The 20,694-nt window shown below is 65.8% G+C and carries 23 protein-coding genes; 12 read left to right on the top strand and 11 right to left on the bottom strand.

The features are described 5' to 3' along the window. Positions 1 to 97 precede the first annotated feature (97 nt). The 4 genes from AC0ZJQ_RS07485 (at position 98) to AC0ZJQ_RS07470 (ending at position 4,550) form a co-directional block, all read left to right on the top strand. On the top strand, positions 98 to 403 hold the full coding sequence (locus tag AC0ZJQ_RS07485; RefSeq protein WP_476477612.1) for a hypothetical protein: 306 nt from the start codon (positions 98 to 100) through the stop codon (positions 401 to 403). Positions 404 to 535: 132 nt separating this feature from the next. After that, positions 536 to 1,831 (top strand): ergothioneine biosynthesis protein EgtB, encoded by a 1,296-nt coding sequence (gene egtB / locus AC0ZJQ_RS07480; protein WP_476477611.1) that lies wholly within the window; start codon positions 536 to 538, stop codon positions 1,829 to 1,831. Between the two features lie 2 nt (positions 1,832 to 1,833). Beyond that, positions 1,834 to 2,796, top strand: coding sequence for an L-histidine N(alpha)-methyltransferase (gene egtD / locus AC0ZJQ_RS07475; RefSeq protein ID WP_476477610.1), 963 nt, complete (start codon positions 1,834 to 1,836; stop codon positions 2,794 to 2,796). 2 nt (positions 2,797 to 2,798) lie between these two features. Beyond that, the gene (locus AC0ZJQ_RS07470) at positions 2,799 to 4,550 is read left to right on the top strand and encodes a S8/S53 family peptidase (RefSeq protein WP_476477609.1); all 1,752 of its coding nucleotides are present in this window, start codon (positions 2,799 to 2,801) and stop codon (positions 4,548 to 4,550) included. Positions 4,551 to 4,552: 2 nt separating this feature from the next. Here the strand turns inward: AC0ZJQ_RS07470 and AC0ZJQ_RS07465 are convergent, their stop codons facing one another. Beyond that, complete coding sequence (locus AC0ZJQ_RS07465; protein WP_476477608.1) at positions 4,553 to 4,939, bottom strand: transcriptional regulator; 387 nt, start codon at positions 4,937 to 4,939, stop codon at positions 4,553 to 4,555. A gap of 157 nt (positions 4,940 to 5,096) precedes the next feature. Here AC0ZJQ_RS07465 and AC0ZJQ_RS07460 point away from each other — a divergent pair, with 157 nt between their 5' ends. After that, complete coding sequence (locus tag AC0ZJQ_RS07460) at positions 5,097 to 5,378, top strand: hypothetical protein (RefSeq protein ID WP_476477607.1); 282 nt, start codon at positions 5,097 to 5,099, stop codon at positions 5,376 to 5,378. Positions 5,379 to 5,394: 16 nt separating this feature from the next. On the opposite strand, the gene AC0ZJQ_RS07455 is transcribed toward AC0ZJQ_RS07460, so the two are convergent. Further along, complete coding sequence (locus AC0ZJQ_RS07455; protein WP_008570083.1) at positions 5,395 to 6,729, bottom strand: DEAD/DEAH box helicase; 1,335 nt, start codon at positions 6,727 to 6,729, stop codon at positions 5,395 to 5,397. Positions 6,730 to 6,876: 147 nt separating this feature from the next. Between AC0ZJQ_RS07455 and AC0ZJQ_RS07450 the strand changes: the two genes are divergently transcribed. After that, positions 6,877 to 7,308 carry an anti-virulence regulator CigR family protein gene (locus AC0ZJQ_RS07450; protein WP_008570085.1) on the top strand — a complete coding sequence of 144 codons (432 nt, stop codon included), beginning with the start codon at positions 6,877 to 6,879 and terminating at the stop codon, positions 7,306 to 7,308. 14 nt (positions 7,309 to 7,322) lie between these two features. Here the strand turns inward: AC0ZJQ_RS07450 and AC0ZJQ_RS07445 are convergent, their stop codons facing one another. Then, positions 7,323 to 7,643 carry a hypothetical protein gene (locus AC0ZJQ_RS07445; RefSeq protein WP_008570086.1) on the bottom strand — a complete coding sequence of 107 codons (321 nt, stop codon included), beginning with the start codon at positions 7,641 to 7,643 and terminating at the stop codon, positions 7,323 to 7,325. Between the two features lie 62 nt (positions 7,644 to 7,705). Between AC0ZJQ_RS07445 and AC0ZJQ_RS07440 the strand changes: the two genes are divergently transcribed. The 3 genes from AC0ZJQ_RS07440 to AC0ZJQ_RS07430 all read left to right on the top strand — a co-directional run bounded on the left by AC0ZJQ_RS07440 (position 7,706) and on the right by AC0ZJQ_RS07430 (position 9,719). Beyond that, on the top strand, positions 7,706 to 8,611 hold the full coding sequence (locus AC0ZJQ_RS07440; RefSeq protein ID WP_008570087.1) for a LysR family transcriptional regulator: 906 nt from the start codon (positions 7,706 to 7,708) through the stop codon (positions 8,609 to 8,611). A gap of 29 nt (positions 8,612 to 8,640) precedes the next feature. After that, the gene (locus AC0ZJQ_RS07435) at positions 8,641 to 9,195 is read left to right on the top strand and encodes a peptidylprolyl isomerase (protein WP_476477606.1); all 555 of its coding nucleotides are present in this window, start codon (positions 8,641 to 8,643) and stop codon (positions 9,193 to 9,195) included. A gap of 104 nt (positions 9,196 to 9,299) precedes the next feature. Continuing rightward, positions 9,300 to 9,719 carry a DUF6306 domain-containing protein gene (locus AC0ZJQ_RS07430; RefSeq protein ID WP_476477605.1) on the top strand — a complete coding sequence of 140 codons (420 nt, stop codon included), beginning with the start codon at positions 9,300 to 9,302 and terminating at the stop codon, positions 9,717 to 9,719. A 42-nt stretch (positions 9,720 to 9,761) separates the two neighbouring features. Here the strand turns inward: AC0ZJQ_RS07430 and AC0ZJQ_RS07425 are convergent, their stop codons facing one another. From AC0ZJQ_RS07425 to tcdA, 3 genes are all read right to left on the bottom strand, one after another. Then, positions 9,762 to 10,889: a GNAT family N-acetyltransferase gene (locus tag AC0ZJQ_RS07425; RefSeq protein ID WP_301620194.1), complete on the bottom strand. Its 1,128-nt coding sequence runs from the start codon at positions 10,887 to 10,889 to the stop codon at positions 9,762 to 9,764. Positions 10,890 to 10,975: 86 nt separating this feature from the next. Continuing rightward, on the bottom strand, positions 10,976 to 12,313 hold the full coding sequence (locus AC0ZJQ_RS07420; protein WP_476477604.1) for an OprO/OprP family phosphate-selective porin: 1,338 nt from the start codon (positions 12,311 to 12,313) through the stop codon (positions 10,976 to 10,978). A 196-nt stretch (positions 12,314 to 12,509) separates the two neighbouring features. Further along, positions 12,510 to 13,319, bottom strand: a complete 810-nt coding sequence (gene tcdA / locus AC0ZJQ_RS07415; RefSeq protein WP_314020263.1) for a tRNA cyclic N6-threonylcarbamoyladenosine(37) synthase TcdA — start codon at positions 13,317 to 13,319, stop codon at positions 12,510 to 12,512. 128 nt (positions 13,320 to 13,447) lie between these two features. On the opposite strand from tcdA, the gene dapE reads away from it, so the two are divergent. From dapE to AC0ZJQ_RS07400, 3 genes are read left to right on the top strand one after another with little or no spacing between them, the layout of a single operon-like run. Continuing rightward, positions 13,448 to 14,596 (top strand): succinyl-diaminopimelate desuccinylase, encoded by a 1,149-nt coding sequence (dapE, locus tag AC0ZJQ_RS07410; protein WP_314020262.1) that lies wholly within the window; start codon positions 13,448 to 13,450, stop codon positions 14,594 to 14,596. Further along, positions 14,590 to 15,393, top strand: a complete 804-nt coding sequence (locus tag AC0ZJQ_RS07405) for a putative RNA methyltransferase (protein ID WP_476477603.1) — start codon at positions 14,590 to 14,592, stop codon at positions 15,391 to 15,393. Before dapE ends, AC0ZJQ_RS07405 begins: the two co-directional genes overlap by 7 nt. Before the next feature lie 38 nt (positions 15,394 to 15,431). After that, the gene (locus AC0ZJQ_RS07400) at positions 15,432 to 15,803 is read left to right on the top strand and encodes a hypothetical protein (protein ID WP_476477602.1); all 372 of its coding nucleotides are present in this window, start codon (positions 15,432 to 15,434) and stop codon (positions 15,801 to 15,803) included. Between the two features lie 77 nt (positions 15,804 to 15,880). On the opposite strand, the gene AC0ZJQ_RS07395 is transcribed toward AC0ZJQ_RS07400, so the two are convergent. The 5 genes from AC0ZJQ_RS07395 to scpB form a co-directional block, all read right to left on the bottom strand. Beyond that, complete coding sequence (locus tag AC0ZJQ_RS07395; protein ID WP_008570095.1) at positions 15,881 to 16,090, bottom strand: cold-shock protein; 210 nt, start codon at positions 16,088 to 16,090, stop codon at positions 15,881 to 15,883. A 171-nt stretch (positions 16,091 to 16,261) separates the two neighbouring features. After that, the gene (locus AC0ZJQ_RS07390) at positions 16,262 to 18,094 is read right to left on the bottom strand and encodes a GldG family protein (protein ID WP_476477601.1); all 1,833 of its coding nucleotides are present in this window, start codon (positions 18,092 to 18,094) and stop codon (positions 16,262 to 16,264) included. A 9-nt stretch (positions 18,095 to 18,103) separates the two neighbouring features. Beyond that, the gene (locus AC0ZJQ_RS07385; protein WP_043296683.1) at positions 18,104 to 18,835 is read right to left on the bottom strand and encodes an ABC transporter permease subunit; all 732 of its coding nucleotides are present in this window, start codon (positions 18,833 to 18,835) and stop codon (positions 18,104 to 18,106) included. After that, entirely contained in the window at positions 18,832 to 19,755 is a 924-nt protein-coding gene (locus AC0ZJQ_RS07380; RefSeq protein ID WP_008570098.1) for an ABC transporter ATP-binding protein, read from the bottom strand. Before AC0ZJQ_RS07380 ends, AC0ZJQ_RS07385 begins: the two co-directional genes overlap by 4 nt. A gap of 163 nt (positions 19,756 to 19,918) precedes the next feature. Further along, a complete protein-coding gene (gene scpB, locus AC0ZJQ_RS07375; protein WP_043296684.1) occupies positions 19,919 to 20,680 on the bottom strand; it encodes an SMC-Scp complex subunit ScpB in 762 nt (253 codons plus the stop codon). Positions 20,681 to 20,694 lie beyond the last annotated feature (14 nt).

The raw sequence follows: 20,694 nt of genomic DNA, 5'->3' as shown, positions 1-20,694 counted from the left end.
GCAGGATGCGGCACAAGCGACAGCCGGTCGGCGGCGCGGAAACGGCATCGCGATATGGCGGTCAACCTTCTGACATCGCCACGCCACGGAGCCCGCCATGACCACCACCCCGCTCAGCCTCGACAACGCCATGCAACTGGCCGCCGAAGCCTTCCTGCCCTGCGGCTGTGTGACCAGCGCCAACCCCGCTGACGACAGCTTCGGCTTCACCGTGATGAGTGGCAGCGGCGCGGAGCTGGTGCGCGTGGCGCAGGTGCGCGACTACGCCGATCCTCTACGCATGGCCCAGGTGATCGAGCAGACCCGCCAGGAACTGCTCGCCAAGGGCTGCACCTTGGAGCCCTGGACAATGCCCTTCATCACCGATGACAGCGCCATCCCGGAAACCACGCCGAACTACTGAGCGCCCCGGCTTTCGCAACGGGCGATCTCCTGCTTTTCTCAAACGGGGCGGCCTGCGCGCGAACTTTTGCGCTGCGCTTCGAGTCGCTATCTGGAGGCGGCCGCGACCGCACGAACGGCAGGGGGAACGCTCATGATCAATCTGGCAGGACAGGCGCGGGCGCATCCGGCAGCGTCGCAGCCAGGCGGTCTGCTCGACCGCTACCGGCAGGTGCGCGACACCAGCGAGGCGCTCTGCGCGCCGCTGCAGGTCGAGGATTACGTGATCCAGAGCATGCCTGCCGTCAGCCCGCCGAAATGGCATCTGGCGCATGTCAGCTGGTTCTTCGAGACCTTCCTGCTGCTGCCCTACCTGCCGGGCTATCAGCGCCTGAACGACGCCTACGACTACCTGTTCAACTCCTACTACCAGACCCACGGCACGCCATTTCCGCGCGCCTCGCGCGGCGTGCTGTCGCGCCCGGGGGTCGACGAGATCTACCGCTACCGCCGGCATGTCGACCAGGCGATGGGCGAGCTGCTGATTGCCCTGCCGCCCGCGCAGGCCGGCGAGATCGCCCGGCGCGTCGAACTCGGCCTGCAGCACGAGCAGCAGCACCAGGAGCTGCTGCTGATGGACATCAAGCACATCCTCGCGCAGAACCCGCTGCACCCGGTCTATCGCGACGACCTGCAACCGCCACCCAGCACCCCGCCGCAGCGGCCGCGCTGGCACGAGCATGCCGGCGGCGTGCAGCACATCGGCCACGCCGGCGGCGGCTTCGCCTTCGATTGCGAAACGCCACGGCATCGCCAGTTCGTCGAGGACTTCCAGCTCGCCGAGCGGCCGGTGAGCAACACCGAGTACCTGTCATTTATCGCCGACGGCGGCTATGCGCGCCCGGAACTTTGGCTGTCCGATGGCTGGGATTTGATCCAGCAGGCCGGCTGGCACGCGCCGCTGTACTGGCTGCGCGCCGAGGACGCCTGGCTGGAGATGACCCTCGGCGGACTGCGCCCGCTGGACCCGCACGCGCCGGTCTGCCATGTCAGCTATTACGAGGCCGACGCCTATGCCCGCTGGGCCGGCGCCCGGCTGCCGAGCGAGGCGGAGTGGGAAGTCGCTGCGGCCGACCAGCCGCTGACGGGCAACTTTCTCGAGAGCGACCACCTGCAGCCGGTCGCTGCATCCAGCAGCCATGACGGCCCGCAGCAGCTGTTCGGTGACGTCTGGGAATGGACGGCCAGCGCCTACCTGCCCTATCCGGGTTTTCGCCCGCTGCCCGGCAGCCTCGGCGAGTACAACGGCAAGTTCATGTCCGGCCAGATGGTATTGCGCGGCGGTTGCTGCGCCACGCCGCAATCGCACCTGCGGATCACCTACCGCAATTTCTTCCAGCCGGCGATGCGCTGGCAGTTCGCCGGGCTGCGCCTGGCCAGGGGGCTCTGAAGATGGCGCTGGCCATTCATTTCCATGACCGACTGCAACAACCGCATGCGGCCTCGCTGCGCGAGGAAACCCTGCGCGGGTTCGCCGCCACGCCGAAACGGGTGTCGCCCAAGTTCTTCTACGATCGGCGCGGCTCCGAGCTGTTCGAGCAGATCTGCCAGCAGCCGGAGTACTACCTCACCCGTACCGAGGAGCGCATCCTGGCCGACGCGGCGGGCGATATCCGCGAGATCGCCGGTCCGCGCAGCGATCTGATCGAGCTGGGCAGCGGCGCCAGCCGCAAGGTGCGCCTGCTGCTCGAAGCGCTGCATCCGGCCAGTTATCTGGGCATCGATATCAGCGAGGACTTCCTGCGCAGCAGCACCCAGCGCCTGGCCGCCGACTACCCGTGGCTGGAGGTGCACGCCGCCTGCACCGATTTCTCCCACGAACTGGCGCTGCCCGAGGACTTCGCCAGCGAGCATCCGCTGGTGTTCTTTCCCGGTTCGAGCATCGGCAACTTCACCCCGGAGGAAGCCGCGGCCTTGCTGCGTCACCTGCACGAAGTGCTGCCGGTCGGCGGCGGACTGCTCATCGGCGTCGATCTGGTCAAGCCGCGCGAACTGCTGGAAGCGGCCTATAACGACCGCGCCCAAGTCACCGCCGCCTTCAACCTGAACCTGCTGCAGCGCATCGGCAACGAGCTGGACAGCGACATCGACCCGTCGCGCTTCGCCCACCACGCCTTTTTCAACGAGGCCGAGTCGCGCATCGAGATGCATCTGGTCAGCCGCCAGGCGCAGGATGTGATCGTCGAGGGCCGGTGCTTCCATTTCGACGCCGGCGAAAGCCTGCACACGGAAAACTCCTACAAATACACGCTGCACTCCTTCGCCGCGCTGGCCGATGGCGCCGGCTTCGACTGCCGCGCGCAGTGGACCGACCCGCGCGAGCTGTTCAGCGTGCACTACCTGCAGCGCCGCTGAACATGCTGTTCACGCCCCGTCTCAGCGGCCTCTGCCTCGGCCTGCTTGGCCTGTGTGCCAGCGCGACGCTGCCCGCCGCGCAGCCGGAGCTGCGCATCACCCAGTTGCAGCGCTGCGGCGATCTGCTTGCCGAAGGACCATCGAGCTGGTGCCTGCAGGCCAGTGACCCGCTCGACGGGGATGTGCGGGTGCTGCTCGCCGGCCAGCCGCTGCGTGCCGATCAGCTCGAACGCGATGGCGCACGCCTGCGCCTGACCCTGCCAGCCGGGCAGGCCAGCGCGCCGCTATGGCTGGAACGCGAGGGTCGGCGTAGCAATCCGGTGTGGCTGTCGCGCGGGCGCAGCCAGGTGCTCGCCGCCAGCGCCAAGGAAGTCGCCGAAAACATGGACGGGCTGACCACCTACGTCGATCTGGCGAGCCTGATCATCGAGGAAGATCAGGACGGGCTCGCCACCGCGCAACGTTTGGCCGAGAAGTTCGGCGCGAAGGTCGTCGGCGCCATCGCGCCGCTCAACACCTACCAGCTGCGCCTGCCGGTGGCGAACCTGACCGAGCGCGATGCCATGCTGCTGCGCCTGGGCAGCGAGGTTGGCGTCGATGCCGTGGTGATCGAGGAATCCGGCGCCGAGAGCGGCGAAGCCGAGCCGGGCCGCGCGCGCCGGCAGAACCCCGAGTGGGCGGCCAACCGTTTCCTCGATGCGGTGGACTTCTATCGCCGGCATCTGCCGCCGCGTGCGACACCCGGCGAAGCCGAGCCGATCCGCATCGGCGTGATCGAGCGCAACGTGGATTTCGATGCGCCGGGCTTCGCCGGTTACCTGCAGCCCTGCGACCCGACGGCGGGCCGCACCTGCCTCTACGCCCGCGACGCCCGCCAGCCCGACGGCCACGGCAGCAGCGTCGCCGGCATTCTCGCGGCGCGTGGCGAGGCGCACGACAGCGGTTTTCTCAGTGCGCTGGACGAAACCGGGCCCGGCTTCGAGGTGATCGTCGAGCGCAACTCCGACGCCGGTATTACCGCCAACATCGCCGCCTCGGTGAACCTGGTGCAGGACGGCGCGCGCATCCTCAACTGGAGCTGGGGTATCCACCGCATCGGCACACTGAACGTCGAAGGCGAGCCGGTGGACTCATTGCTGCGCTCGGGCATCGCCATGAGTGGTTACGAGGAATTGCTGGAGGAGTTCTTCCTCTGGCTGCGCCGCGAGCATCCCGACGTGGTGGTCATCAATTCGGCGGGCAACGGCTCGGCCCGTTCCGGGCACGACGATTACCGCCTGCCCTCCTCGTTCATCACCGAGCAGCTGCTGGTGGTCGGCGGCCATCAGCTCAGCGAACAGCGCGGCCTGCCGGTCGAGGACCCGCGCTCGGTGGAAAAACGCCAGTCCTCCAACGTCGACATGCGCGTCGACATCACCGCCGCCGCCTGCATTCGCGCCGCGACATACGATGGCGAGCCGGGTGAGGTGCATTGCGGTACCTCCTACGCCACGCCGCTGGTGGCCGGCGCGGTGGCGGCGATGCTGTCGATCAACCCGCGCCTGCAACCCGAGCAGTTGCGCGAGCTGTTACGCCGCAGCGCGATGACCATCGGCGCTGACTTCGAGGCCGCCGAAGCGGACGACCTGACCGCACCGATCCTGCCATCCGAACGCAACTACCAGCTGGACAACCGCGACGTCGGTCGCTCGGCCCGGCTGGACATGCGCAAGGCACTGGAGCTCGCCGCCGACAGCCTGCGGCACCGCCGCTGAAGCTAGTGGCCGCCGGCGGCCAGGCGGTCGAACAGTTCGGGCACCAGCGCACCCTCGCCCTGCTCGCTGAGGCGCTGGCGCAGCGTATCGCTGCCCGGCTCCTGGCCTTCGAGGATCGCCAGCAGGCGCGAGCCGCGTTCGGTCAGCACGAAGTTTTCGCCGTTGCCACCAGCCTCCTCGGGCCGCGAGGCGATGAAGCCGCCCTCGAACAGCAGCCGTTCGTAGTCCGCCGCCTCAGCGCGCAGACTGTCGAGATTGGGAAGCGGTCGCCCGACGCTCTCCAGCTCGGCGGCGTAGTCCTCGGCGTAGCGGCGCGGCTTGAAGCTGTCGTTGGCTGACAGCCGGACTTCGTGCAGCAGGCGCAGCAGCAGGTCCCAGTTGTAGCTCATGGCTCGTCTCCCGTGGCTGATCATCGCCCCGCGGAAAACGAGGCGTCTACAGTTGGGACTAGCCGGCGCGACGAGGGTTCGCCTCACGCCAGGCGCTGAACTAAAGCGTGCGCGTGGCGATCCACCGTTGCAGAACGCCGAACCGAGGAGAACCGCCATGCGCTATCTGATCGTCCCGCTCGCCGTCGCGCTGCTCGCCAGCCCGGGCGCCTACGCCACCTGCACCCCGGATGAGGTCACGGCCAAGGCCGAACAGCTGGCCGAGCGCGTCAACCAGCTGGCGCGCAGCGACCCGCAGCGCGCCAAAGAGATCAACGAGGAAATCCGCGAGATGCAGGCCAAGCGCACCGCCGACCAGCTGGGCGACGAGTGCCAGGCCTACGACAAGCGCCTGCAGCAGATCGAGCAGGCGGAATCGAAGGTGCAGACCAAGGATTGAGCGAGGTCGCCGGCTGTCACTCGGCAGCCGGCTTCTTGCGCTTGAGCGGCGCCAGCCCGTCCTGGCTGACCACCGGCGACGGCGCCGGACGCGGCGAGTTCTTCGGCCGCTTGGCAGCCGGCTTGGCCTTCTTGTCGGCGCTGCCTTTCTTCTTCTCGAGCTTCTTTTTCTTGCTGCCGGCGGCCTTGCCCGAGGCCTTGAGGTTCTTCGGCCCTTGATAGGTGCCTTTGAGGCCCTTGATCACCCGGCGCTCGAAACGCTGCTTGAGGTAGCGCTCGATGCTGGACATCAGGTTCCAGTCGTTGTGGCAGATCAGCGAGATGGCCAGACCTTCGCCGCCGGCCCGCCCGGTACGGCCGATGCGGTGGACGTACTCGTCGCCGGAGCGCGGCATGTCGAAGTTGATGACCAGGTCCATGCCTTCGATATCCAGCCCGCGCGCCGCCACATCGGTGGCGACCAGCACCTTGACGCCGCCCTGCTTGAGGCGCTCGATGGCGAGCTTGCGCTCCTTCTGGTCCTTCTCCCCGTGCAGCACGAAGACCTTGGTGCCGGCAGCAACCAGATGCCCGTAGAGGCGGTCGGCCTGGGCGCGGGTGTTGGTGAACACCACGGCCTTCTGGTAGGTCTCGTTGGCCAGCAGCCAGTGCACCAGCTTTTCTTTATGCGCGATGTCGTCGGCGGTGATGATCTGCTGGCGCGTGCCCTCGTTCAGCTCGCTGACGCGGTTGAGCTGCAGGTGCAACGGCTCGCGCAGCACCTGCGCGGCCATCTCGCGCAGGCTCGCACCGCCGCTGGTGGCGGAGAACAGCAGGGTCTGCTGGCGCTTGGCGCACTCGCCGACCAGTCGCTGCACGTCTTCGGCGAAGCCCATGTCGAGCATGCGATCGGCTTCGTCGAGGATGAGAATTTCCACGTCCTTGAGGATCAGCGTGCCGGCATTCAGGTGCTCGATCAGCCGTCCCGGCGTGCCGATCAGGACATCCGGCACCTTGCGCAGCATCGCGGCCTGCACCTTGAAATCCTCGCCGCCGGTGATCAACCCGGACTTGATAAAGGTGAACTGCGAGAAGCGCTCGACTTCCTTCAGCGTCTGCTGCGCCAGTTCGCGCGTCGGCAGCAGGATCAGCGCACGCACATCGACGCGCGGCTGCGCATCGCCGATCAGCCGGTTGAGCATCGGCAGCACGAAGGCAGCGGTCTTGCCACTGCCGGTCTGTGCCGTCACGCGCAGGTCCTTGCCCTCCAGCGCCGGGGGGATAGCGGCGACCTGCACGGCGGTCGGCTCGACGAATTTGAGTTCGGCGACTGCCTTGAGCAGGCGTTCGTGCAGGGCGAATTGGTCGAACAAGGGTGCTACCTCGGAAATGTCGGATAAGAACGGTGGCATAGGTTAACCCGTCTGCCAGGCAAAGGCGCGATTACGTAACCGCGGCATATTCTGCAAGCGCAACTGACGCTAAGCTGAGTGCACGGCTTAATTCCATGAGGACCGAACATGCTCAAGCACACGCGTATCGGCGTTGTGGTCACACTGACCGCCCTGCTCGGCGGAATCCCTGCGGTCCAGGCTCAGCCGCCACACGACGGCAAGCCAGGCCGTGGCGACAAGGGCAACAATCATGCACCGCGTTATGACCAGGACTATCGCCGCCACGGCCCCTCGGTCGATCTCGGCGATGTACGCATCACCCTGCGCAGCCACCGCGATCTGCTGGCGCCGGCCGGTGCTCTGCCGCCGGGCATCGAGAAGAACCTGGCGCGCGGCAAGCCGCTGCCCCCGGGTATCGCCAGGAAGATGGACGGCCGCCTGCTGAGCCATATGCCTTATTACCCGGGCTACGAGTGGCGTCAGGTCGGCCGTGACGTGGTGCTGGTCGCCATCGCCACCGGCATCGTCTACGAGATTCTGGACAACGTCTTCGACTGAGGCAGCGGCGCCGCTCAGCGCGGCTCGCAGGTGAGCTGGATGCGCAGGCGGAGAATCTCGCGCTTGAACTTGGCGGTCAGGATCTTCTGCTCGCCGGGCTGGATCTCGGTGCGGCGGGTTCGCGGCGCCTCCGGTCCATTGCGAAACACCACGGTGCAGCGTGCAACAGTCTGCCCGTGGTTATGCAGCTGCAGGCCGGCCATGTCGCGGTCGATGGTTTCGGCGGAGGCCATGATCTCAGCCCCGTTGAGCTGCTGATCGAGGTCGACCGGATAGGTCGCCGCCAGCGCGGTGAGCGGCAGCCAGGCCAGCAACAGGTAGCAACGTCGTTTCATTTCGGCTGTCTCCAACAGAAGGCGGCCAGCGTAACAGACCTACGGCACAGGAAGACCAGGGAATGAAAGGGCCTCGCGTGACACTGGAGCAATGGCGCACCCTGCAGGCGGTGATCGATCACGGCGGCTTTGCCCAGGCGGCGGAAGTGCTGCACCGTTCGCAATCGTCCGTCAGTTATACCGTCGCGCGCATGCAGGAACAGCTCGGTGTGCCGCTACTACGCATCGAAGGCCGCAAGGCAGCACTCACCGAAGCCGGCGAAGTGCTGCTGCGTCGCTCGCGACAGCTGGTGACTCAAGCGAGCCAGTTGGAAGAACTCGCCCACCACATGGAGCAGGGTTGGGAGGCCGAGGTACGACTGGTGGTCGACGCAGCCTATCCCAACGCCAAGCTGATCCATACGCTCACTGAATTCATGCCCAAGAGCCGCGGCTGCCGGGTGCGTCTACGCGAGGAAGTGCTGTCCGGCGTCGAAGACGTGCTCAAGGACGGCTCCGCCGATCTGGCGATCAGCGCGCTCGATATCACCGGCTACCTGGGCGCCGAACTGAGCACCGTCGAATTCATTGCCGTGGCGCACGCACAACATCCGCTGCATCAACTGGGCCGCAAACTGAGCGTGCAGGATCTGCAGAGCCAGATGCAGGTGGTGGTGCGCGATACCGGCGCACGCCAGCCGCGCGACAGTGGCTGGCTGGGCGCCGAGCAGCGCTGGACGGTCGGCAGCCTGGCGACCTCCGTGGCGTTCGTCAGCAGCGGCCTGGGCTTCGCCTGGCTGCCGCGGCACATGATCCTGCGCGAGCTGGCCGAGGGTGTTCTGGTGCCGCTGCCGCTGATTCAGGGCGGCATCCGCCGTCCGCTGTTCTATCTCTACACCAACCCCGACAAGCCGCTCGGCCCCGCCACACGGATTCTCATCGAGCTGTTCAGGACGTACGATGGCGAGCAATCCGCCGTCAGCGGCTGACCGTCATTGCCACCATCAGGAAAACCACCATGCTCAAACGCCTCGCCCTCGCCGCCTGTTCCATGCTGCTCGCCGGCCAGCTGCTGGCCGCCGAAAATCCGCACGTCCTGCTCACCACGAGCCTGGGTGAAATCGAGCTGGAACTCGACGCCGAGAAAGCGCCGATCAGCGTCGAGAACTTCCTCGGCTATGTGGAAAGCGGTTTCTACGACGACACCGTGTTCCACCGTGTGATCCCCGGCTTCATGATCCAGGGCGGCGGCTTCGGCGAAGGGCTGAACCAGAAGCCTACCCGCGAGCCGATCAAGAACGAGGCCGATAACGGCCTGCACAACGTGCGTGGCACCATCGCGATGGCGCGTACGCAGAACGTCAACTCGGCGACCAGCCAGTTCTTCATCAACCACCGCGACAATGACTTCCTCGACAACGGTACGCGCGATTTCGGCTATGCCGTGTTCGGCAAGGTGGTGCGCGGCATGGACGTGGTCGATCAGATCGCCCAGGTACCGACCGGCAATCGCAGCATGATGCAGAACGTGCCGCTGACCCCGGTGAAGATCGTCAGCGCCAAGAAGCTCTGACCCCTCCGATGACCGGCCTCGCCGGTCATCTCGCTTGCGGCAACGACGCGGCGGCCGAGCCGCTGCGCCCATCCGCGCAATGCTCTGCTACAGGAGATCGCGTAATGAGTGCCCCACAAAGCCCCCTCAATACCCCCGAAGGCCAGGCCCAGCTGTTGCAGGACCTGCTCAGCGCCGAGCGTGCCGGTGCCAAGGTCGTCGGAGAGTCGCTGCAACAAGCCACCGATCCGCAGCAGCGCGAGCTGCTGGAGCAGATTCGCCAGGGCGAGATCGACAGTTGCAAGCTGCTGCTCAATTGCCTCAAGCACCTGGGTCTGGAGCCGAACCGGGACACCGGCGCCTTCTACGGCAAGGCGATGGCCATCGAATCGCTGGACGAGCGCCTGCCCTTCGTCGATCGCGGCCAGCAGTGGGTCATCCGCAAGCTGCGTGAATACCTGCCCGGCTGCGACGACCCGCTGCTGCGTAGCGAACTGGAGCAGATGCTGCGTATTCACGAAGAGAACAGCGCCGCGTCGCACTGATTTTTCTCGTCGTGCGTATCACTGCGTGCCTACTGGGCGCCGTCAGTCAGCCTGCCGATACGGCAACGCCTGGCGCGCCGCCTCGGCATAGGCCTGTACACCCGTGCGTTCCTGAGTGAGGAATTCGGCCACCGCGGCACGCAAGCCGGGATGCGCCAGATAGTGCCAGGAGCGCGTGATTAGCGGCTCGAAGCCGCGAATCAGCTTGTGCTCGCCCTGCGCGCCGGCATCGAAACGCTGCCAGCCGGCGGCAATCGCCTGCTCGATGCCCTGGTAGAAACAGGTCTCGAAATGCAGCCGATCGAACTCCCCCAGACAGCCCCAGTAGCGGCCGTATAACACCTCGCCATCGGTGAGGCTGAAGGCCATCGCGACCGGCCGCCCATGCTGGCGCGCCAGCACCACGCGAATGGCCTGCGGCATGCGTTCGGCCAGCAGGCTGAAGAATGTCCGTGTCAGGTACGGCGCCTGCCCGCGCACGTGGTAGGTGTTGGCGTAACACGCGTAGACGAAATCCCACTGCGCCTCGCTGAGCTGGTCGCCGCCCAGCCAGTCGAATTCGACGCCCTGAAGCGCCACCTGCTCACGCTCCTTGCGCAGCTGCTTGCGCTTGCGCGAGGCGAGCGCGTCGAGGAAATCCTGGAAATCGCGATAACCCCGGTTGTGCCAGTGAAACTGGCAGCCGATCCGCTCCAGCCAGCCGGCGCGTCCGCTCAGCACCGCATCGGCCGCCGCATCAGTGAAGTTCAGATGCAGCCCGGAAATGCCCAGGCTGGGCAGTGTTTCCGTCAGTTCGTCGAGCGTTGCGCCGTGCGCCGACAGATCACCCAGCAGGCGCGCGCCATGCACCGGACTGAAGGGCACCGCGCAGAGCAGCTTGGGATAGTAGGCGATGCCGGCACGCTGACAGGCATCGGCCCAGGCCCAGTCGAACACGTATTCGCCGTAGGAATGGCTCTTGCGGTACAGCGGCAGCGCCGCCAGCAGTTCGCCACGCGCATCGCGCAGCAGCCGATGCTCCGGCTGCCAGCCGGTACCGGCACCGACGCTGCCGCTATCCTCCAGCGCCGAGAGGAAGGCATGGCGCACGAACGGTTGCGCCGAGGGCAGCAAGGCGTCCCAGCTGGCGGGGTTGAGGTCGGCGAGTCGGGAAAGGGTTTGGATAGGCATGCCGGGCAGTCTGGCCCGTCGCGCAGACGAAAAAAAGCCCCGCCTGGGGCGGGGCTCAAAGGGAGCATCACGGATGAAGTGATGTTTTAGAACACGTACTGGCCGCGGATCACGAAGCCGTCGCCGTCGTCGTCACCAGCTTGGTTGGTGATGCCATCGGTCTTGACCTTGACGTAGGTGGCGCTCAGCTTGACTGCCTCATTGGCATACCAGTTGACGCCCAGGTTGTGCGTCTTGCCGTCGACTTCGCCGACATCGCGCAGACCGGTGCCGTAATCGACCACGCCTGCTACCGCGCCATTGCCGTTGTCGTCCTCGACGGTGAAATCGTCATAGCGGTAGAACACTTCCCACGCGCCGGTCTGCTTGTTCTCCGGCTTGATGGCGTCGAACTTGCCGAGCTTGTAGCCACGCGCCTCGCCGGTCAGGGTATAAGCAGCCTGGACATAGAAACCATCGGCTTCGACGTCTTCGGCAGCATTGCCAGCTTCCAGGGTTCTGCTCATGTACTCACCCTGCAGGGAGAACGGACCAGTCGCCCAAGCGCCCTCTACAGCCCAAGCGCTGTCCGTATCCCAATCACCCTGTCCGGCATTGTTATAGCCGCCGAACTGGCCCCGGTTACCGTTCTTAGCCTCGGTACCGCCATCTGTGGCGATCCCGCGCATGCCCATACGGCTGCGGAAGCGACCGTCGTAGCCTTCCTCATCCGCATTGCGCTGCGCATAGTTCAGGCCCAGATGCAGGACATTGCCCGCTTCATGCAGGGGCGCAAATACACCACGCAGATTGAACTGCTTGGTGGTCTGCCCACTGTCATCACTGTTGTCTTTAGCGCTAACTGTTGCGGCACCGAACAGTGAATCGCCAACGGTACCGGATACTTCAATACCCATACCGCCATCATGGCTGTTGGCCCAATCCATCAAATCGTAAACGGCGTTACGCTCCGGCGCGGTAACCCACTTGGAGCTGGTGGCTTTTTCCAGGCCGAAGATCGGGTCGAAGCGACCGAAGCGAATGGCAACCGGATTGAAACCGGTGTAGGTGATCGATGCTTCATCGAAGTAACCGTCGTCGTCCTTATTCGAACCACCGGCGTTGTGCGAGAAGTCATAGCTGAGCAGGTATTTCCAATCTTTGTAGGCCGTACCTGACAGCTCAAGAAAGGCCCGACGGAAATAGGTCGCATCTTCTGAGTCACCATCTTCGGTGTAGAAGCCGTCGAACTGGCTGTAGTCCGCCTGCAGGCGACCGCCGAGCTTGAAGCTGAATTCCTTGTCCGCTGTGGCTACTTCCAGGCCACCCTTGGTCTTGATAACGATATCGGCGCCATCGGTGGTGACGGTACCGGCGAAAGCCTGGGCGGAAACGGCCAGAGCCAGGGCGCTGGCGGCGAAACCGGCGAAGTGCTTACGGATCATCCAAAATTCCCCTTTATGTTTAGCGTCGGAAACACACGAGATGGGCTCTTTGTGTTGGGGGGAATCTTGGCGACGGCTTATTGCAGCCAAGTGGCTGTTAGATAAAGGTTTTATGACACCGGAACTTTCCTGCGAGGCGCATTCCAGAGCATTCCGGCAGTGTCGGCAGCCCTCTTGAAGTGCCGTAGGGGCGCCTTCAGTCCGCCGTCTTTCGCTCGGCAGGCCGCCGCGCGCCGGCGACCAGCTTGTCGATCGCCTTGGCCGCCGCAGCCATGCCGAAGCTGGCGGTAACCATCATCACCGCGCCGAAACCGCCGGCACAGTCGAGCTTGACCCCTTCGCCGACGAAGCTCTTGCTCTGGCACACGCCGCCATCGGGCTTGGGGTAGCGCAGCTGCTCGGTGGAGAACACGCAGGGCACGCTGTAGCTGCGTCCCGGCGTGCGCGAGAAGTTGTATTCGCGACGCAGCAGGGAACGCACCTTGGCCGCCAGCGGGTCGTTGAAGGTCTTGTTCAGGTCGGCGACCTGAATCTGCGTCGGGTCCACCTGCCCGCCTGCGCCACCGGTGGCGATGATCTGGATCTTGCGCCGCTTGCACCAGGCGATCAGCGCTGCCTTGGCCGGCACGCTGTCGATGCAATCGATGACGCAATCCAGGTTTTCGGTGATGTACTCGGCCATCGTCTCGCGGGTGACGAAGTCCGCCACCGCATGCACGCGGCAAGCCGGATTGATGGCGTGGATACGCGCGGCCATCTCGTCCACCTTGGGCTTGCCCACGGCGCCCTCGACGGCCTGGATCTGCCGGTTGGTATTGGTGATGCAGACATCGTCCAGATCGAACAGGCTGATCTCGCCGACACCGCTGCGCGCCAACGCCTCGGCCACCCAGGAGCCGACTCCGCCGATGCCGACCACTGCGACGTGAGCAGCAGCCAGTCGCTCGAGGCCGGTGCGGCCATACAAGCGGGCGATGCCGCCGAAACGCTGTTCATCGATAGACATGCCGACTCCCCGAAAAAAGACCCGCCGATTATAAGACCTAGCCGCGCCACAACCACCGCAGCCGAGCGTCACCGCCGCCACGGCTTTGCTTTAATATGGCGCCCTTTCCCCGCCGTACCGGAGCCGTGATGACCGCCCCCGCCCTCTCCCCGACGCTCGAACTCGCCTGCGAGCTGATCAACCGTCCGTCCGTCACACCACTGGACGAAGGCTGCCAGCAGCTGATGAGCCAGCGCCTGGCGGCCTGCGGCTTCGCCATCGAGCCGATGCACATCGAGGACGTGGAGAATTTCTGGGCGATCCGCGGCAACGAAGGCCCGGTGCTGTGCTTCGCTGGCCACACCGACGTGGTGCCGACCGGCCCGCTGCAGGCCTGGCAGAATCCGCCGTTCAGCGCGCGCATCGACGACGCGGGCATGCTCCACGGGCGCGGCGCGGCGGACATGAAAGGCAGCCTGGCAGCGATGATCGTCGCGGTGGAGCGTTTCACTGCTGACTATCCGCAGCACCAGGGACAGATCGCTTTCCTCATCACCAGCGACGAGGAAGGCCCAGCGCACCACGGCACCAAGGCGGTTGTCGAGCGCCTGCGCGAGCGCGGCCAGCGGCTGGACTGGTGCATCGTCGGCGAGCCATCGAGCACCGCGCTGGTCGGCGATGTGGTGAAGAACGGTCGCCGCGGCTCGCTCGGCGGCACGCTGACCGTACGCGGCCAGCAGGGCCATGTCGCCTATCCGCACCTGGCGAAGAACCCGATCCACCTGGCCGCGCCGGCACTGGCCGAACTGGCTGCCGAGCACTGGGACGACGGTAACGCGTTCTTCCCACCGACCAGCTTCCAGATTTCCAACCTCAACGCCGGCACCGGCGCGACCAATGTCATCCCCGGCACGCTGGAAGCAGTGTTCAACTTCCGCTTCTCCACCGAATCCACCGTCGAGCAGCTGCAGCAGCGCACCGCCGCCATTCTCGACAAGCACGGCCTGGACTGGAGCGTCGACTGGGCGCTATCGGGCCTGCCCTTCCTCACCGAGCCGGGCGCGCTGCTCGACGGCGTGGCCAAGGCGATCCGCAGCGTCACCGGCCGCGAGACCGCGCCGTCCACCAGCGGCGGCACCTCGGACGGCCGTTTCATCGCCACCCTCGGCACCCAGGTCGTCGAGCTGGGACCGGTCAATGCGACGATTCATCAGGTCGACGAGCACATCCTCGCCAGCGACCTCGATCTGCTGACCGAAATCTACTACCAGACCCTGGTGAACCTGCTCGCATGCTGATCTGCCCGATCTGCCAGGCGCCGCTGAGTGCGGTCGACAATGGCGTCGCCTGTCCGGCCAATCACCGTTTCGACCGTGCGCGCCAGGGTTATCTGAACCTGCTGCCGGTGCAACACAAGAACAGCCGCGATCCGGGCGACAACCAGGCGATGGTCGAGGCGCGCCGACGCTTCCTCGACGGCGGCCACTATGCGCCGCTGGCCCGGCGTCTGGCCGAACTCGCGGCCGAACGCGCACCCCAGCGCTGGCTGGACATCGGCTGCGGCGAGGGCTACTACACCGCCCAGCTCGCCGCGGCGCTGCCGCAGGCCGAAGGCTATGCACTGGATATTTCCCGCGAAGCGATCAAGCGCGGCTGCAAGCGGGCGCCGCAGCTCGAGTGGCTGGTGGCGAGCATGGCCCGCGTGCCGCTGGCCGACGCCAGCTGCGATCTTGCCGCCAGCGTATTCAGCCCGCTCGACTGGAACGAAGCCCGGCGCCTGCTCGCCCCAGGCGGCTGCCTGCTGCGCATGGGACCGACGCGCGAGCACCTGTGGGAACTGCGCGCACGGCTGTATGACGAAGTGCGCGACTACGATGACGAGAAGCACCTGTCGCTGATCCCGGACGGCATGCACCTGGCGCATAGCGAAACGCTCAGCTACGAGCTGCAGCTGAGCGATGCACAGGCGCGTGCCGACCTGCTGGCGATGACGCCGCACGGCTGGCGCGCCAGCGCCGAGCGCCGCGCCGCGGTGATCGATACAACGCTGAGCGTGCGGGTTGCGATACGCTACGACCTGATCCAGCGCGACTGAGCTACGACCCAACAAGCGACCCATACAAGGCCACCGACATGCGTCAACCGGACATCGAGATCTACCTCAGGGACGCCAGCCAGGAGGCTGTCGGCGCGTGGCTGGAGCAGGCCATCGGCACCTGCACGCCCTGGCAGCAGAAAGGCCAGACCTTCAAGTGCAGCGCCGCCGGCATTCCGGTGACCTGGCTGCCCAAGGCGGTCGGCAAGTGGCACTGCCTGTTGCTGGAAAGCGATGCCACGCCGTGGGAAGACGACCTCGCCTGCGCGCGCGCGGCGTATCAGGCGCTCGGCGTGGAAATTCGCTGTGCGCCGGGTAGCTGGCAGGAAGAGGAAGCCATCGAAGAAGCTGACCGCTGGATTCGCGTCAGTACCGACGGCGAAGAAGAAATCGTCTGGCGCACGGGCTGATCCGCGGCTGGCGCCGATACCCCTGAAAAACACAAAGCCCGTCATCTAGACGGGCTTTGTGTCTGCGCGAGCGAAGCTCAGACGCCGGCAACGTCCTCGGCCTGCAGGCCCTTCTGGCCCTGGATCACAGAGAATTCCACCTGCTGACCCTCGGCCAGCGAGCGGTGGCCGTCGCCACGAATCGCGCGGTAATGCACGAACACGTCGGCACCGTTACCCCGCTGAATGAATCCATAGCCTTTTGCATCGTTGAACCACTTGACGGTTCCGGTCTCGCGTTCAGCCATTACCCACACTCCAACTCGCTTTTTGTTATTCCTCTGACGAGGGGCTTATCGGTGCTGCGGCCTTAGAGGCTACTTAGGCCGGCAGCCACCGTCGCCGGAGTATAAAACAACGCCCGTGGCTGTCAGCCCCCCCTTTCCTCCCGATATCGGGCGGTAGCCAAGCCGCCCGGCTCAGGCCCGACGCCGGCGCCAGAGCCACAGGGCCAGCGCCGCCAGTGTCAGCAGCAGCGGCACCAGCACGATATTGGCGAACTTGAGCGTCCGCCCCAGCGCCTCGATATCGGCGTTGAGCTGGTAGCGCACCTCGCGCAGCTCCTTGCGAATACGCAGCTTTTCCTGCAGGAACTGCTGCAGCGCGCTTTCCTGCTCGGCAGTCAGTTCCAGCGCCTGCTCCGGATCGCTGCTCTGCAGCTCGGCCAGTTTCTGCTCGGTGGCGGCCAGCCGTTGCTGGAGCACCTCCTCCTGCTCGCGGAAGCGGTTCTCCGCCTGACGCTGCAGCTCCTCGACCACCACGAACGGCCGCGTGAAGCGACCGCGCGAACGCACGCTGATCAGCGCATCGGTGCCCGACAGGTTGTCCAGCGCATTGATCACGAAGGCGCCGTTATCGGCCCACGGCTGCGGCACGCGCTGGCCGAAGAAGTCCTGCACCTGCACCCACATGCGATCGCTGAGCAGATCGGTATCGGCGATCACGATCACGTTGATGCGCTCGCTGTCGGCAAGGCCGTCCTTGCGCCCCTCGATGCCGTTGGGGAATGCCGTCTTCGCCGGCCCCTGGATGCGCGCGCCGAGCGTGTAACGCTGACCGCTCGGGTCCAGGCCGCGCAACAGGGTTTCCGGGTTGTCCAGCGTGACGAAGCGCTGCGCCTCCACCGGCATAGCGTAGGTCGAGCTGTGCAGCAGCGGCGTGAAGGTCGTCCCGGCGCCCTCCAGCGGTTCGAGGATACCGGCGCTGGCCAGCGTCAGGTTTTCCAGCGAGGCGGTGGTGACATCCTGCGCGTCGACCGCCGCGTGTGGCAGGCTCAGCCAGCCCGGATGGCGCACCGGCCGGCGCTCGGCGCCCATGCCCACGGACATCGCATAGGAGGCATCGGCAATCACCTGCCCTGGCAGCAGCCGCGCGCCCCAGGCCTTGAGCAGCGGTTCCAGATCGGAGGCGCGATCCTCGGCGGACTCGCCCGGGCCGAAGCTCATGCCCGGATCGGCTTCGCTGAACGGATCGACGAATGCCAGCAGCTTGCCGCCGCGCAGCACGAACTGATCGATGGCGTACAGCGTCTGCTCCGGCAGCTGCTTGGGATGGATCAGCAGCAGCACCGAGACGTTTGCCGGAATCATGTCGATGTCGCGCTTGAGGCTCTCGATATGGAACAGCTGGCGCACTTCCTCCAGCACCATCCACGGCGGCGTCGCCTGCTGGGTGCGCATGTCGAAGCCACCGTTGATCTGCAGGTCGGAAAGCACGCCGACCACCGGCAGCTCGGCCTTCGCCAGGCTCTGCACCAGACGGCTGATCTCGTATTCGAGGAACTCCTCCTGGTCCAGCGGGAAGAACGGGATGACCTGCGTCATGCCCTCGGCGTTACGCCCGGCAAGGCCGAAGTAAACCTTGTCGCCACCCTGGTTCAGCGGCACCGCCTGCAGGCCGAACTCGGCGGCGCGATCCTCGTCCTCGGAGAACGGCTGCGGATCGATCACCTGCAGCTTCAGCTTGCCGCCCGAGGCGCGCTCGTAGGCACGCAGCATTTCCTCGACGCGCCGCGCGTAGTTGCGCAGCTGCACCAGCTCCTTGGCGGTTTCGTCGGAATAGAAGAAGTGCAGCTCGATCGGCTCCTGCAGGCTGTCGAGAATGCGCTCGGTGCCCTCGGAGATGGTGTAGAGCTTCTGCTCGGTCAGGTCCAGCCGCGCATTGGTGAACAGCACGCCGGACAGCCCGTTGAACACCAGGAATGCCAGCGCGATCAGCAGCAGCCCGGCACCGGAATAGATGACTCGTTTCATGGCGGTTCCTCAGGCGGCTTTCTTCAGATCGACGACCACGGCGGTGGCAGCCAGCCAGGCGACGATCAGCGTGACGAAATACAGCAGGTCGCGCAGGTCGATCACACCCTTGCTGATGGAGTCGAAGCGCACCAGGAAACTCAGCGAGGCGACCGCATCGACCAGCCACTGCGGTGCCCAGGCGAAGGCATCGAGCACCATCGGCAGGCCGCTGACGATGAACAGGAAACACACCGCGACCGCGAGGATGAAGGCGATCACCTGGTTCTTCGCCAGCGCCGACATGCACGAGCCGATGGCCAGGAAGGCGCCGGCCAGCAGCCAGCTGCCGAAGTAACCCGCGAGGATCGCGCCGTTGTCCGGCTCGCCCAGGTAGTTGACGGTGATGACCATCGGGAAGGTCAGCAGCAACGCGATGCCGGCGAACACCCAGGCGGCGAGGAACTTGCCGGTGACCGCCTCGAAACGGGTGATCGGCAGGGTCATCAGCAGCTCGATGGAGCCGGATTTGCGCTCCTCCGCCCACAGGCGCATGGCGACGGCCGGGATCAGGAACAGGTACAGCCAGGTATGGAAGCTGAAAAACGGCGTGAGATCGGCCTGGCCGCGCTCGTAGAAACCGCCCAGGTAGAAGGTGAACACACCCGACAGCACCAGGAAGATCAGGATGAACACATAGGCGAGCGGCGTGGCGAAATAGCTGGCCAACTCGCGCTTGAAGATAACCGGCAACTGGCTCATTGGGCCTCCCCGCGGGTCAGAGTACGGAACACCTCATCCAGCCGGCCGCGCTCGACGTCCAGCTCTTTCACCGCCCAGCCACGCTGGCTGATCAGCGCATTGACCTGCGGGAAGATCACCTGCCCCGGCTGCGCCAGCACGGTCAGGCTGCCCTCGCTGCGATTGACCTCCACCCCGGCAACCCCCGGCAACGCCGCCAGCGCATCGGCATCCAGTGCGCCGTCACCGACCAGCGTCACCGCCTGGTGGTATTTCGAGCGCCCTTCCAGCTCCAGCGGCGTGCCGTCGGCCACCAGTCGGCCGCCGGCGATCACCAGCGCGCGGGTGCAGACGGCACTGACCTCTTCGAGGATGTGGGTGGAAATGATCACGATCTTGTCGTGCGCCAGCCCCTGAATCAGCTCGCGCACCTGATGTTTCTGGTTCGGGTCGAGACCGTCGGTGGGCTCGTCGAGAATCAGCACGCGCGGATCGTGGAGGATCGCCTGCGCCAGTCCGACGCGGCGCTTGAAGCCCTTGGACAGCGTCTCGATGGACTGGCCGAGCACCTTCTCCAGCTCCACCTGCGCAACCGCCGCCTCGACCCGCTGGCGCTTGGCCGCGCCACGGAAACCGCGCACCTCGGCGATGAATTCGAGGAAGCCGCGCACGCTCATGTCGCCGTAACAGGGCGCGCCTTCGGGCAGATAGCCGATCTGGCGCTGGGCCTGCAGCGTCTGCGTCTGGATGTCGTGGCCGAAGATGCTGGCGCTGCCGGAGGTCGGCGCGAGGAAGCCGGTCAGCATCTTCATGGTGGTGGACTTGCCGGCGCCGTTCGGGCCGAGAAAGCCCAGCACCTCGCCCGGTTGGACGCTGAACGACAAGGCATCCACCGCCGTGTGCTGGGCGAATCGTTTCGTCAGACTTCTTAATTCGATCATGAGGGTCTGTTCCTGGCTCTCACCCTGCTGGAAGGTCCGCCCCGCTCGTCGAGGCGATCCGATGCGGGCAGGACTATAAGGAGAGGCCGGACAGCATTGCAACGGCCGCGCGTGCGCGAACCAGCCGCCGCGCAATGACCGTTTCGCCTTGCACGGCAGGCGGTTACGGCGCGGACTCGTCGTCCGCATCGGGGATTGCCGGTTCCAGCAGATCGTCGAAATCGGTCTTGAGGCCCTGCTCCATGCCATCCAGCTCGGCGAGCAGGCTGCGAAAGCTGGTCTGCTCGCGCGGCTCGTCTTGCGGCTCGTCGGCCGCCAGATCGGCCCGTGCCTGCAGATCGGCCGGCACGGCAGCGTCTTCCTCATCCACCACCGGCCGCAGTTCCGGCTCCATCTCGCGCAGCACCGCCAGCGGCGGCAACTCGTCGAGATTCTTCAGGTTGAAGTGATCGAGGAACTGGCGCGTGGTCGCAAACATCGCCGGTCGGCCTGGGACGTCGCGATGGCCGACCACGCGGATCCACTCGCGCTCCAGCAGCGTCTTGACGATCTGGCTGTTGACCGCCACACCGCGAATGTCCTCGATCTCGCCACGGGTGATCGGCTGGCGATAGGCGATCAGCGCCAGGGTTTCCAGCAGTGCGCGCGAGTAACGCTGCGGGCGCTCCTCCCACAAGCGGCCGACCCACGGCGCGAAGCGTTCGCGCACTTGCAGGCGGTAGCCGCTGGCAACCTCCTTCAGCTCGAAGGCGCGGCCCTTGCAGGATTTCTCCAGCACTTCCAGCGCTTTCTTCAGCTGCGCCGAAGATGGCCGCTCGGCCTCCTCGAACAGCTCGGCGAGGCGTTCCAGCGACTGCGGCTTGCCCGAGGCGAGCAGAAAGGCTTCGAGCAGCGAAGCGAGGTCCTTGGGATCGGACAGGTCCACGGGTGACTCCTGAC

It is taken from the genome of Stutzerimonas sp. 21-1 (genome assembly GCF_056336065.1).
Note: the sequence above shows the minus strand (reverse complement) of the source record. Positions and strands in the feature narration are given on the sequence as shown.